The organism is Streptomyces sp. P3 (genome assembly GCF_003032475.1).
GTDB lineage: Bacteria > Actinomycetota > Actinomycetes > Streptomycetales > Streptomycetaceae > Streptomyces.
The window spans coordinates 7,085,555-7,098,940 of record NZ_CP028369.1; the positions used below are offsets into that span (position 1 = coordinate 7,085,555).

A 13,386-nucleotide genomic window follows, 5' to 3' on the forward strand; every position below is an offset into this window, starting at 1 on the left:
TCGCTTCATGGATGACTCATTGAAGGACCTCACTGGAACTCGCGGCGTGAACCCACTGCGGCAGCTGTCTCTGGAGCAGCTGCGGCAGCGCACGAGTATGAAGTGGACGACCTACCAGGACGACGTATTGCCACTGTGGGTGGCGGAGATGGACGTGCCGGTCGCCGAGCCCGTAGCGCGAGCCATTCACAGTGCGGTGGAGCGCGGAGATATCGGGTATCCGGCCGGAACCGCCTACGGCGAGGCATTCGCGGACTTCGCCGCGCGACGTTGGGACTGGGACGACCTGGCTGTTGAGCGGACGGCGATCGTCCCCGACGTGATGCTGGGCATCGTCGAGATGCTCAAGCTGGTCTCCTATCACGGGGACCCCGTGGTGGTCAACTGTCCTGTGTATCCGCCCTTCTATCAGTTCATCCGCAACGACGGCCGGCCGGTTGTCGAGGCGCCGCTGACCGAGGAAGGGCGGATCGACCTGACCACCCTGGAGGTCGCATTCCAGGAAGCCACCGGTCGCGGCGGGCGGCCGGTGTATCTGCTGTGCAGTCCGCACAATCCGACCGGCACCGTACACACCGCCACTGAACTGACCGATGTTGCCGAGCTTGCGCGCAGGTACGCCGTGCGTGTCGTGGCGGACGAGATCCACGCTCCCATCGTGGCTGCCGGAACCTCCTTCGTTCCTTACCTGAGCGTGCCGGGCGCGGAGAACAGCCTGTCGGTGATGTCCGCGTCCAAGGCATGGAACCTGGCAGGTCTCAAAGCCGCCCTCGCCATCGCCGGCCCCGAGGCCGCCGACGACCTGGCCCGCCTCCCCGAGGAAGTCGGTCACGGCCCCAGCCACCTCGGCGTCATCGCCCACACCGCGGCACTACGGGAGGGCGGTGCCTGGCTCGACAGCCTGCTGGCCGGACTGGACGAAAACCGTCATCTGCTCGGCGATCTACTGTCCACCCACCTGCCCGCCGTGCGCTGCCGCCCGGGCCAGGCCACCTACCTGGCCTGGCTGGACTGCCGGAAACTGGCCCTTGGCAACGACCCGGCGGCCGTCTTCCTGGAACGAGGCCGGATAGCCCTCAACTCCGGGATGGCCTTCGGGCCGGGCGGAGCGGGCTTTGTCCGTATGAACCTGGCCACCTCCCCGGAAATCCTCGCCGAAGGGGTCCGCAGGATGGCCTCCGTGCTGTGAGCTCGTCGACTCGAAAGGGACGTGATGGGTGGCCTCTGCGGTCCGCTCAGCAGGACTGCGTAGGTAACCGCCCGTCCTGTGCGCCGCCGCAGAGCCGTGCCGCGTCTCAGAGGCCGGCCCATGCCATCCGTCTTTCGGCCACTCTTGGTCTCATTGACGAGCTCCCGATACCCTACAGGGGTCCCATCCAGGCGGGGCGAGAAGCGGGCCTGGGCACTCGGTTCCGCGCGTCTCCCAGCCCATTGGCATCTCAGCGATGAAGCCCATGCGCCATTGAGGGAAACAGACGCGCCTGAGCCCGGATTCCGCCGTGCGAGGTCTCCAGGCTCCTCCTGCGGATGCCCACCCTGAAAGACGCCGGCGCACGTGGCTGACCCGCCGTCCGATGCCGCTTTCGGGCGGATGCGGGCAGCGGGTCGTGCGCCGCGACTGTCCTTTACAGTTCGGGCGTCCGGGCTGTCGCGTCCTCAGGCAAGCGTGGTGATGACGTCGACCGGGTTGGCGAGGGTGTCGCGGATGGGCGAACGGCTCTCGACGAGGGAGATCAGCTCTTCGAGCTGCTCGCGGGTGGCATCAGGGGCCTCGATGTGGACGCGAACGCGCAGCTGCTGCACGCCCGGACGGATTGCGGTGTCGATACCGAGGAACCCGCGCAGGTCGATGTCGCCTTCGAGCTCCAGCCGGAAGCTCTTGAGTTCGATGCCGCGCGAGGCGGCGTTGGCGGTGAGTGTGACGGTGTAGCAGCCTGCCAGCGCCTGCAGAACGTACTCGGCGGGCGAGACCGCGGTGTCGGTGCCCAGCAGCGCGGTCGGCTCGTCGCTGGTCATCGTGTACTTCGCCACACGCTGCTCGTCGCGCTCACCGCCCTGCGTCAGGGCGCCGGTCTGCGCCTTGATCCGGAAGCCGCCCTGCCACGTACCGTCGACAGCGAAGGTGACCTGGCCGAGCTCGGGAGCGGCCCGAACGGCGTCGATGGTTTCCCGCAGAGCCTTTACGTCGATCTCGTTGACTACGGACATCAGTACTGATTCCTCCGATTGGCGTGGGGCGGTCAGGAGTGAGCGATGACCGCGGACATCGGACCGCCACTCAGGGCTGAGAAATGTGTCGCGGCGCGGCGCACACTTCGCCCCTGAAGAAGCAGTCGACCGCGCTCACTCTTTAAGACGAGGCTAGGCGGGATCGACCGCTATATTTTTGCCACCTTTGCTAGCAGCCAGACAGATCGGGGAGAGAGTTGCCCATTGACCGGGTAGATCGCGAAATTCTTGCGGAGCTGCAGAAGGACGGTCGTCAGACGATCACGGAACTGTCGGAGAAGGTCCGGCTGAGCATCTCGCGTTGCCAGCGGCGGCTGCGCGAGCTCGAGCGCGCAGGCGTGATTCGCGGATACAAGGCAGTGCTGGATCCGGAGGCGATGGGACTCGGCTTCGAAGCGCTGGTCTTCGTGACGCTGCAGCGGGAGGATCAGTCGACGCTGGCGGCCTTCGACGAGGCCGTCGCCGCGATTCCCAACGTTCTGCAGGCACAACGCCTTTTCGGCGATCCCGATTGCCTCCTGCACGTCGTGGCCGTCGACCTTGCCGACTACCGGAAGCTCTATGAAGGGCAACTGACCAGGCTGCCAGGTGTACAGAAACTGACCTCCACCATCGTCATGAAAAAGATCGTCGAGGCGCGCCCACTCCCCACCTGAGACGACGCTCTGCCGGACACGGCCAGGCAGCTGCTCCACCCGACTCAGCCACCCGCGAAGTACGGAGCTGGCCACCTGCGACGCGGAGTCGACGCGGCACGAGCGCGGCATCGGGGATGGTGATGTGGGCGGCGGCGTTGCCGGGCCACAGCAGGCCGGCCAGGGCCCAGCCGGCCAATCTCCGCAGTGAACCAGCCGGTGCCAAGAGTTCACGGGGAGGGGCGGGAGAATTTTCCGCTCGGTGCGCGGCTGCACGTGGGCGGACGCGAGCGGTCGTCGTCATGGCGGCGGCCAGGGTGATCGGGGGGTTTCCTGCTCATGCCAGGGTGTGGAGGGCCCGAGGCGGCCGACTGGTTCGCTGCGTGAGGCGGCCGGATCCAGGCAGTCGCCCTCGCGCGATGGTGATGCATGGCGGAGCTACGAAGAGGAGCTCGCGGGGCGGCAGTCTCATGCAGACAGGCGGGCCAGCGACGCTGGCCCGCCTGTCTCTCTTTGCAGGGAGACGACCGTCAGGGAAGTTTGATCAGGGTGTAGTCGTCGCAGTATCCGGCAGAGGAGCCGGTGTTCTTGTAGCAGTAGACGTCGGCCGAGGTGGTGGACGCGCCGGTCGTGAAGAAGATCGGTTGCTGGGCGTAGGACGTAGTCGAGGTCTTCAGGTACGTTTCCGTACCGCCGAAGCTCTTCACGCCCACCGACACTTCCTCTCCGGCGGTGGCCGACTTGGCCCAGCCGGCCAGGAGGTAGGTGCCGCTGGAGCTGAGGCTGCTGACCGTCTGGATGGCGCCGCTGGCGCTGACCCCGGTCTGCAGGGCGTACGTGCCAGAGCGGGCGTTGGATGCGACCACGCTGGACGCCGTGCCCGTGCTCTGGGCCCAGGGTGTGAGGGCGCCTGTCTCGAAGCCCGGGTTGGTGACCGTGTTGGCGGCGGACGAGAGGGCTTCCACCGCGAGGTCGTCGCAGTAGCCGGCACTGGTGCCGCCGGCGTTTTTCCAGCAGTAGACGGTGGCTGTGGTGCTGGAGGAGCCGGTGGTGAAGAGGACGGCGGCCTGGGTGTATGACGCCGTTGCGATGTTGGTGTACGTCTCTGTGCCGCCGAAGTTTTTCACTCCGATGGCGAGGGTTTCGCCGGCGTTGCCGACCTTCGCATAACCGGTCAGCAGATAGGTGGTGTTGGGACTCAGGCCGGCCAGCGTCTGGTTGGCGCCGCTTCCGCTGGCCGCTGTGGTCAGCGCGTAGCTACCGGTGTGGGCGGCTGTGCCGGTCACCGACGAGGTACTGCCGCTGGCCTGGGTCCAGGGGCTCAACGCTCCTGTCTCGAAGCCCGGGTTGGAGAGCAGGTTGTCGCCGGTGCCGTTGTAGGCGCCGATGTTGGGCGCGGCGGTGGCGGAGACCGTGTTGCCGAAGGCGTCCTTGCCGCCGTTGGCGGCGATGACCGCGCCGGCTCGGATCACGGGCGAGGAGGGGTGGACCTGGTAAGCGTTCTTGCCGGTGTAGGAGGAAGAGCCGTTGGCGTTGCCGGGGTTGCGGAACTGCGGGTCGGCGGTGACCTTCGCCGAGTCGGCGGGCTCGGAGGACGGGTGGTTGCCGTAGAAGAGGTTGTTGGAGTAGACGGACCCGGAGCTGGTGGTGAAGTAGCCGCCGGTGCCGTAGTTGAACACTGCGTTGTTGCGGAAGGACAGGGTCCCGGTGACGCTGCCGCCCCGACGTGAATAGAGGATGGGCGTGTTCAGGCCGCTCTTGTTGACGTAGATGCTGTTGTTGTAGATGAGCGGGACGGCGGCTGAGCTGCCGCTCTGGTTGGGGATGTTGCTGACGAAGTGGAAGACGCCGCTGCCGTGACCGGCGGTGCCGGAGGCGGGGCAGCCGGCGTTGCTGCCGTCGTTCTCGCTGATGTTGTAGCGGATCACGGTGCCGTCGCTGGGCACTGACGCGGTGGGCTCGCCGGAGAAGGTGAAGGGCGGCATCACCAGCATGAAGCCGCCGAGGTTCTGGTGGCTGTAGTTGTACTGGAAGGTGGTGTTGTGGTTGCCCCAGTCCACGTCGAAGCCGGTGCCGTCGGCGCCGTTGATGTGGCAGTAGACCTCGTTGTTCTGGACGACGGTGTTGGAACTGCCGGACATCCAGATTCCGGCGGAGGCGCTGTTGCAGTACTGCCCCGAGGGCGGGCAGGTGGTCTTGGCGCCGGCGTAGCCGGCCTTGTTGCCGTCGATGAGGGCGCCGTCGTTCTTGACGACGAGGATGTCGTCGGCGCCGTCGTAGGTCATGGTGTTGTTGCGGATGACCGTGCCGGTGGTCAGGCCGGTTCCCTGGCCGTCGGCGTCGGGGGTGACGGCGACCGCGATACGGTCGACATGGTCGAAGGTGTTGTCCTCGACCACCACGTCGTCCCAGGTGGAGACCGGGGTGGTGTGGTCGGTCTGGACGCCGACACCCGCGTTGGTGGAGTACCAGCCGCCGCCGTAGCCGCTGATGTTGTGGATGTACATGTCGTGCACTCGGATGTGGTGCAGGATCCCGCCCGAGCTGTTCTCGGCCAGCACGCCGGAGCGGTAGGCGGGCGAGGCGGCCGAGTTGACCAGCTCCAGGCCGCCGATCTCCCAGTACTGCTGGTTGAGCAGGTGGATGACGGGACCGGTGGCACCGTTCGCATTGATCACCGGCTTGGCGCCGCTGCCGTACGAGCCCATGGTGATGGGGCTGCCGGAGGTGCCCGAGCCGCCGGGGGCGAGCTGGCCGGTGCAGGTGGTGCCGGAGGCGAGGAGGATGCTGTCGCCCGCCGTGAAGGTGGCGCTGTTGACGCTGGTGACGGAGTTCCAGGGGCTGGCCTGGGTGCCGCTGCCGTTGCTCGATGCGGAGCAGTTGACGTAATAGGTGGTGCCCGCGGCCAGGGCGGTGTGGGCCGGCAGGAGAAGGGCGCCTGCCAGCATGGCGAGCAGGGTCAGGACTCGTGATGCCCGGCGGGCCGGGCGTGAGGATCTGCGACGCTTCATTGCGGCGCTCCTTGAGGTGTGAAGGTGTCCTCCGCATCACCCTTGCGATGCGGGCTTCCTGCACCGGGCGTCGTCCGAAGCGGACACGCCCGGAATCTGTGGCGGGCTCCTCGCTCAGGTGCGAGCGGGTCGCCTCGCAAGGAGGAGCCCGGGCTCACTGCGGGGGAAGCGATGCGAGCGGGGGCGTCTCGAGGACGGAGGCGTGCCGCATGTGCGGCGGCAGAGCGAGGGAGGCCGGTTTCCAGTCCACGCCGTTCCTGCTGCTGGCCGCCCCGTATCTTCCTTCGAGGAAGTGGTCGAAGATGATGACCCATTCGTCCCCGCGGCGGAAGATCGACGGCCCTTCCACCACGGAGGGCGTGACCGGCCCACTGGGGGAGGTGTAGGGGCCTCCCGGGGTGTCGAACGTGGTCAGGTGGATGTTTTTGTGCGCGGTGGCCAGGTCGTTGGAGCCGCGTTCGTCCTTGAAGGCCATGAGGAATCCGCCGCAGTCCAGTTCCCTCACGGTGGCGTCGATGACCGAGTGCCCCGGGTCGAAGAAGACGTCGGGCGCCATGAACGTCCGGAAGTCCTCGGTGGTGCAGTGCCAGATGCGGTGATCCTGGCCGTTGTGCTCGAAGTCGCGGTCCTGTGCCGTGGTCCCGGGCTCGACGACCGAGGACCAGATGAGGTGGTACAGCCCGGAGCGCCGGTCCTGGAAGAACTCCGGGGCCCAGGCGTTGTGGGCTCCTTCCACCTCGGCCATGACCGGGATGAGTTCCTGGTCGGACCAGGTGAGCAGGTCGGCCGAGGTGGCATGGACGATGCAGGGGCTCGTCCAGCCGTCGGTGGCCAGGAGGTGGAACAGGCCGTCGGGGCCCGTCCCTATAAACGGATCCCGGAGCCTGCCGGTGCCCACGGTGCCCCGCAGGACGGGCCGGCCGTCGTTCACCGTGGCGAACCGCTCGCCGTCGTGGCTGTAGGCCAGGTGCAGCGCCTCGTCGGCATCGGTGAAGTAAGAGACCACGTACATCGGTGACAGGGTCCTTCCGGGACATGGGGGGATTGAGTCGGGTGGGTAAGGGACCTGAGGGCGGAGGCTGTGTTGTTCCCGGGCGGGCGGGTCCACTGGCTCGCGTGGCGGATGCACGCGCTTCGAGAGGCGCGGGTGGTCGGCCAGAAGGATCGCGTGTCATCACAGGGGCGGTCCCTTGTGCCGCGTTGCCGGCCCCGGGCACGGGGCCCGACCGTGCAGCTCAGCAGGTGCAGCAGGTCGGGCCCGGCTTCATGACTTCACAGCTCCGGCGGACATGCCGGCCACCACGTGGCGCTGCAGGAAGACGAAGATCAGCAGCAGCGGGAGAACGCCGAGCAGGGCGGCCGGGAACAGTGTGGTCGGCTGCACGGTGTGCGGGTCGATGAAGGAATAGGCGTTCACCATGACGGTGCGCTTGTCGGGATCCTGCAGGAAGACCAGGGGAATCAGCAGGTCGTTCCAGACCTGGAGGGCGATGAAGGTCAGGAGTGTGCTGGTGACGGGACGCAGCAGCGGCAGGACGATCGTGAAGAAGGTGCGGAAGGCCCCGCAGCCGTCCAGGGCGGCGGCCTCCTCGAGCTCGACCGGGATGGAGCGGATGAAGCTGGTGTAGAAGAAGACGGCGAGCGGAAGGTTGAGAGCCGTGTAGATCAGGACCATGCCCGTATAGCTGTCGAGCAGGTTCAGGTCCCGCATCAGCAGGTACAGCGGCGCCATCACCACGAAGATCGGTACCGAGGTGCCCACGATGAACAACCGGTACACCCAGGCGGACCAGTTCTGGGTGATGCGGGCCAGCGGGTAGCTGGCCAAGGAGCCGATGACCGTGACGCTCACGCACGACAGAGCCGTGAGGAGCAGCGTGTTCAGCGCACTCCGCCCGTAGTGGATCTGCTGGAAGGCGGTGGAGAAGTTCGACAGGGTGAACGAGTGCGGGATGCCGAGCGGTGTTCTGGCCACGTCCGCCGCGGTGCGCAGCGAGGTGATGATCGTGAAGAGGAACGGCAGGACGAACACCAGCGTGCCCAGGCACAGCAGGACGGTGCCGAGGGTGTGGGTGATGCGGCGCCTGCGCGGGCCGGAGGCGGTGGACTTGGCACGGGACGGCGGAACGGGAGCGGTGAGCCTGTGCGCGGTCCTCGGGGGCAGAGTCTTGGAGTTCATGGTGGTCGCCCGTCAGATTCGTCGCTCGCGCAGGCGGAGCAGGGAGGAGGTGGCGCTGGACAGGACGACCACGGTCACCAGGAGCAGTACCGACAGGGCGATGCCGAAGGCGAACTTGCCGCCGCCGAAGACGTTGCGGTAGACGAGCATGGTGAGGGTATCGGTGGCGCCGGCCGGTCCGCCGTTGGTGAGTACGAAGGGGAACTCGAAGACCTTGAGCGAGCCGATGAGGCTGAGGGTCACGTTCACGGTCAGCGCGGGTGCCAGCATCGGCCACTCCACGCTGCGGAACCGCCGCCAGCCGCTCGCCCCGTCGACGGCGGCGGCGTCGAGGAGCTCGGTGGGCACGCTCATGTAGCCGGCCAGGAAGATGGCGCAGGAGTAGCCCGCGAACATCCAGATGTTGACAGCGGCCACCGAGTAGAGGGCGGTGGAGGTGTCCCCCAGCCAGACGTGCTGCAGCGAGTCCAGTCCGAGCACCCCCAGCAGCGCGTTGATGCCGCCGTCCGGGGCGAACAGGTACGACCAGATGAAGGCCGCCATCACCGGCGAGACGAGAGTGGGAGTCAGCAGCACCACGTTGAGCGACTTGCGGACTCCGGGCCGGCGGAAGAGCAGGCTCGCGAAGAGCAGGCCGAGACCGTTCTGCACGACCACGACGACGGCCGCGTACAGGATGGTGTGCCACAGGGCGTCGGCGACGGCCGGGTCGTCGGCCATGGCGCGGTACTGCTCGGTGCCGACGAAGTGGGCGATCGGGCCACCGAGGCTGTCGGTCATGCTCAGGTAGACGCCGCGGGCCAGCGGATACAGCATGAACACGCCGTATATGACGATGGCCGGAAGCAGGAAGGCGGCCATGGTGGCACGCCGTCGGTGGAACACGGGATCCTCCTCTTCCCAGATGGCCGTGGTGCGGGGCGGCCAGGAGCCGTCCTCCCGCCCCCCACCACGGCGGACCGGGGGTGGCCTGTTACTTCGCGGAGGCCGCGGTCTGGATGTCCTTCAGCGTCTGCGCGGCGGACGCCTTGCCCAGCAGATATGCCTGGATCTTGGATCCGGTCGCCGTCTCAGCGGCCCCGGCGTACCAGGAGTCGGACGGCAGGATCCGGTAACGGCCGTCCGTGAAGGCCGTGGTGAAGACCTTCGTCTCCGTGCTCTGCGGTGTCGTGCCGCCTGTGAACGGCGACTCCGCGTGCTCGGCCTCCAGATACTTGGCGAGGTTCTCGTTCTGCGACCAGAACTTGACGTACTTTCGTGCCGCGTCGCCCTGCTCGGACTGGGAGTTGACCGCCCACATCGTGCCGGAGAAGAGCATGCTGTTGGGCTTGGTGCCCGCGGCGCCGCCCGGCCAGGGCGCGAAGGAGACCGGGAAGCCCGCCTTCTTCACGTTGGAGACCATCCACGCGCCCTGGTACCAGAAGGCGCTCTTGCCTGCGCTGAAGTCCTGCGCCCCCTGGGACCACTCGTCGATGCCGAGTTCGTTCTTCCAGTTGAGGTACCCCTTGTCCTCCAGGGTCTTCAACTGCTCCAGCGGCTCCTTCCAGTCCGGGTCGAAGGAGGTCTTGCCGGCCAGGAAGTCGGCGTCCCACTGCTTGTTCTTCTGGTAGACCAGGGTCGAGCCGGCGGCCTGGAAGACGGAGCTGCCGGTCCAGGCCCCCTTGTCGGGCAGCGAGATGGGGTCGATGCCGGCCTTCTTCACCTTGGCGAGGTCGGCGAGGAATGTCGGCCAGTCGGCGGGGACTTCGGCGATGCCCGCCTTCTTCAGCAGGTCCATGTTGGCGTACAGGCCGATGCCGATCAGTTCCATCGGCATCGCCAGGGTCTTGCCGTCGGCCTGCGCGAACTGCTTGGCGTCCGGGGCGATCTGGCTCGCCCAGGGCTCCCCGGACAGATCGGCGAGGTAGCCGGAGGCGCCCCACTTCTTCATCCGGTCCGTGTCGACCATGATCACGTCTCCGGCCTTGCCGCCGAGCAGCTCGGGCTGGAGCTTCTGCGTGTAGGTGTCGTTCGCGGTGATGTACTCGAAGTCGACCTTGATCTTCGGGTTGGCCTTCTCGAACGCCTTGTTGATCTCAGCGACGTTGGCGGGCTCGGCGCCACCGCCCTTCCACGCCTGTACGCGGATGGTGACGGTGCCGTCGGCGGACGAGTCGGACGACCCTCCGCCGCACGCGGCCAACGACATCGCCATGGCGGCGACCGTGGTGGCGACCGCGAGACATCTCCCAGAACGCTTCATTGCACACCTCACCCGTCGGTACGGACCGACAGTCATCTCTGAAGGGGATTTGATCGATGCGAGTTGATCAGCCTGTGCCGTACGGGTGCAGCGCTGATTCGTATGAAAAGAGCCGGTCGGCCCGAGTTGCGGGGAACGACACTTGTCGATGGCCAGGGACTGTAACGCAAAACTTAGCGGTCATCTATACGTAACTTTCCGTGGTCGATGAGTCCGGCTACGTGCCATCACGGCTTCGTGGTAGGCGCCAGCCGTTGACGCCACCGCAGCCTTATCGTTACAGTTTCCAAGTATTTCCCCGGGGCGTCAGGTCAGTGAGCCGCTCTTGTCCTCAGTCGCGCCCCACACCAGGCGCGCGACTGGACGGCACCGGGCCTCGTCCGGGGCTTCGGCACGACGGATGCCGACTGATCGAAGGAGTTCTGGTGGCAGCACGGGTGACCATCGCGCAGGTTGCCGAGGAGGCCGGCGTCTCCGCGATGACCGTGTCCAACGCATTGAACGGCAAGCCAGGAGCCTCCGAGGAGACCCGGCGCCGCGTCATGGAAGTGGCCGCGAAGCTCGGCTACCGGCCGAACATCTCGGCCCGCAACCTCAAGGCGGGTCGCACTGGGCTCGTCGGCCTCATCGCACTGGACCTGACGAGTCAATACGGACTGGAGATCCTGCGCGGCGTCGCCCACGAACTGGCCGACGCGGAGCAGGAGCTGCTCGTCAACGCCTCGTACCACGACGCGGTACGCGAACAGGACCGCGTCCAGTTCCTGACACGCGGCCTCGTCGACGGCGTACTCCTGATCGCGCCCGTCCTGGAAGACCAGACGGTCAAACTCCTGCACCGGCAGAACCTGCCCTGCGTCATCATCGATCCCCGTCGCCTCGCCGTACCGCTGCCCCGGCTGACCGTCGACAACTACAACGGCATGCGCCAGGGCACACAGCACCTGATCGACCTGGGACACACCCGGATCGCCTACCTCCGCGGCGAGGAAGACCTCGAAAGCACCTCCCTCCGCTACCGCGGCTTCGAGGACGCCATGCGGCTCGCGGGACTCGAAGTCGACCCTCGCCTCGTCGCCTCGTGCGACTTCTCCTACGCCAGCGGATTCCGCACCGCCACCCGACTGATCACCGAACACCGTCCCACGGCGATCGTCGCCGGCGCCGACCTGATGGCACTCGGCGCCATCGACGCGGCACGGGCCTGCGGCCTCGAAGTGCCCACCGCACTGTCAGTCGTGGGCTTCGACGACCTTCCGCAGGCGGCGCAGAGCTTTCCCGGCCTGACCACCGTGCGTCAGCCACTCCACGACATGGGCCAGAAGGCGGCCCGCGCGCTTCTGGCCCTCATCGACGGCCAGAAGCTACTGATGGAACACATGGAGCTGGACACCGAACTCGTCGTCCGCAACTCCACAGCACCCCCCTCCGGCCGTGACACGACGTGATCGCGCAACGCGCTGCGGCCGACGGACGGCAGTGAGACTCATGGCTGTGTTCCCTCCTCAGTCGCGAGCGTAGGCCCGCACTGCGCCACTGGGAGGGGGTTCACCTGCCTGCGGGGAGGGGCGGCTGGACGGGCAGACGCCGATCCGCGCCCCCAAAGGGCGCGGATCGTGCCCAGTAACGGCCGGACGTGAGGGTCAGCCAGGGGTCGAGAAGGACGCAAAGGCGCATCGACCCGCACGGACGACGAGTTGTTCGGACGCACTGGATGGGCATATTCATCCGATGTATCGCGGGACCGCTAGGACGATACAGCGACATTTACCGCATTGCCAAGTGTCACTGTCGGAGATGGGCGGGGTAGTGCACCGCACAAGGTCCAGACACCCTCCTTGCTTGGGGCCTCTGTCCGCATGTCCGTTGACCTGCACATTCACGCCTCCTGGGTGACGGGGAATGTGTTGTGGCAGCTGTCGATTCGACGCAGGGTCGCCTGGACCCGTGGCGACGCACGTTGCTTCATCGGATGGCGGGGCCACGTGTTCGAACCCCTCACCAGGCGTGGCCACGAGAATCCGCCCGTCGAGCACAAGGGACGGCAGTCAACAAATGCATCCGAGGAGTCCATTGCCAGGGGCGGTCTCTGCATCTATGGTCACTCTGCCGCGATACATCCGATGACTGGCATCCTCGATGCGAGTTGCCATCCCGAAGGACGGCCCCAGCGCAGCGGCCGGCTCCACCCCATCAACCCTCAGGCAAAGCCCGCATGACAAGGGAGCTCCGCCAGTGAAACTGCTACGAGTCGGTGCCCCCCGGACAGGAGCGGCTCGCCGTCCGTACCGACGACGGCCGGATGCTGGACCTGTCGTCCGTGACGCCGGACATCCACGGCGCCTTCCTGGCCTCGGGGGGGATCGACCGGGCCCGGGTGGCCGTCACGGCGGGAGAACTGCCCGAGCTCGACCCGGCCGACCTGGGCGTAGGTGCCCCCGTCACCCGCCCCGCCCAGATCGTCCGCGTGGGTCTGAACTACCGCGACCACGCCGCCGAGACCGATGGGGCAATCCCCGCGCGCCCGGTGGTCTTCATGAGAGACCGGGCACGGTCGTCGGCCCGTACGACCAGGTGCTGATCCCCTGCGGCTCGGCCAAGACCGACTAGGAGGTCGAACTCGCGGTCGGCATCGGACGACGGCCCCGCTACCTCGACGGACCCGCGGCCGCGCGGACCGTGATCCCGGCGTACGCGATCAGCCACGACGTCTCCGAGCGCGAGTTCCAGTTGGAGCACTCGTCCCAGTGGGACCTCGGCAAGTCCTGCGAGACCTTCAACCCGCTGGGCCCCTGGCTCGTCACCGCCGATGAGATCGGCGCCCCCATGCCTCGCCCTGCACTGAGCGTCAACGGCGTGAAGCGGCAGAACGGCCACACCGGCGACATGATCTTCCCTGTCGACCACCTCATGTCCTACCTGAGCCAGTACATGGTCCTGAAGCCGGGCGACGTGATCAACACCGGTACTCCCGGGGGTGCGGCCCTCGGCCTCCCCGGCACCCCCTACCTCCGCCCCGGCGACACCGTCAAGCTCGCCATCGACGGCCTCGGCGCCCAGCGCCAGACCTTCGCCCCAGCGTGAAAGGCA

The 13,386-nt window shown here is 67.1% G+C and carries 9 protein-coding genes and 1 pseudogene; 4 read left to right on the forward strand and 6 right to left on the reverse strand.

Features of this window, described 5'->3' with window-relative positions:
- Nucleotides 1–7 precede the first annotated feature (7 nt).
- Nucleotides 8–1,189 (forward strand): MalY/PatB family protein, encoded by a 1,182-nt coding sequence (locus tag C6376_RS31080; RefSeq protein ID WP_107446438.1) that lies wholly within the window; start codon nucleotides 8–10, stop codon nucleotides 1,187–1,189.
- A 467-nt stretch (nucleotides 1,190–1,656) separates the two neighbouring features.
- On the opposite strand, the gene C6376_RS31085 is transcribed toward C6376_RS31080, so the two are convergent.
- Nucleotides 1,657–2,208 carry an OsmC family protein gene (locus tag C6376_RS31085; RefSeq protein WP_107446439.1) on the reverse strand — a complete coding sequence of 184 codons (552 nt, stop codon included), beginning with the start codon at nucleotides 2,206–2,208 and terminating at the stop codon, nucleotides 1,657–1,659.
- Between the two features lie 224 nt (nucleotides 2,209–2,432).
- Here C6376_RS31085 and C6376_RS31090 point away from each other — a divergent pair, with 224 nt between their 5' ends.
- Nucleotides 2,433–2,885 (forward strand): Lrp/AsnC family transcriptional regulator, encoded by a 453-nt coding sequence (locus tag C6376_RS31090; RefSeq protein WP_107449296.1) that lies wholly within the window; start codon nucleotides 2,433–2,435, stop codon nucleotides 2,883–2,885.
- Between the two features lie 509 nt (nucleotides 2,886–3,394).
- Here C6376_RS31090 and C6376_RS31095 read toward each other — a convergent pair.
- The 5 genes from C6376_RS31095 to C6376_RS31115 form a co-directional block, all read right to left on the reverse strand.
- On the reverse strand, nucleotides 3,395–5,875 hold the full coding sequence (locus C6376_RS31095; RefSeq protein ID WP_107446440.1) for a carbohydrate binding domain-containing protein: 2,481 nt from the start codon (nucleotides 5,873–5,875) through the stop codon (nucleotides 3,395–3,397).
- 154 nt (nucleotides 5,876–6,029) lie between these two features.
- The gene (locus tag C6376_RS31100; RefSeq protein ID WP_107446441.1) at nucleotides 6,030–6,887 is read right to left on the reverse strand and encodes a glycoside hydrolase family 43 protein; all 858 of its coding nucleotides are present in this window, start codon (nucleotides 6,885–6,887) and stop codon (nucleotides 6,030–6,032) included.
- Nucleotides 6,888–7,139: 252 nt separating this feature from the next.
- Nucleotides 7,140–8,054: a carbohydrate ABC transporter permease gene (locus C6376_RS31105; RefSeq protein WP_107446442.1), complete on the reverse strand. Its 915-nt coding sequence runs from the start codon at nucleotides 8,052–8,054 to the stop codon at nucleotides 7,140–7,142.
- Nucleotides 8,055–8,066: 12 nt separating this feature from the next.
- Complete coding sequence (locus C6376_RS31110) at nucleotides 8,067–8,939, reverse strand: carbohydrate ABC transporter permease (protein WP_107446443.1); 873 nt, start codon at nucleotides 8,937–8,939, stop codon at nucleotides 8,067–8,069.
- Nucleotides 8,940–9,027: 88 nt separating this feature from the next.
- A complete protein-coding gene (locus C6376_RS31115; RefSeq protein ID WP_107446444.1) occupies nucleotides 9,028–10,296 on the reverse strand; it encodes an ABC transporter substrate-binding protein in 1,269 nt (422 codons plus the stop codon).
- 425 nt (nucleotides 10,297–10,721) lie between these two features.
- Between C6376_RS31115 and C6376_RS31120 the strand changes: the two genes are divergently transcribed.
- Together C6376_RS31120 and C6376_RS31125 are read left to right on the forward strand one after the other, a co-directional pair.
- Entirely contained in the window at nucleotides 10,722–11,744 is a 1,023-nt protein-coding gene (locus C6376_RS31120) for a LacI family DNA-binding transcriptional regulator (protein ID WP_107446445.1), read from the forward strand.
- Nucleotides 11,745–12,531: 787 nt separating this feature from the next.
- Nucleotides 12,532–13,380, forward strand: a pseudogene (locus C6376_RS31125) (fumarylacetoacetate hydrolase family protein).
- Nucleotides 13,381–13,386 lie beyond the last annotated feature (6 nt).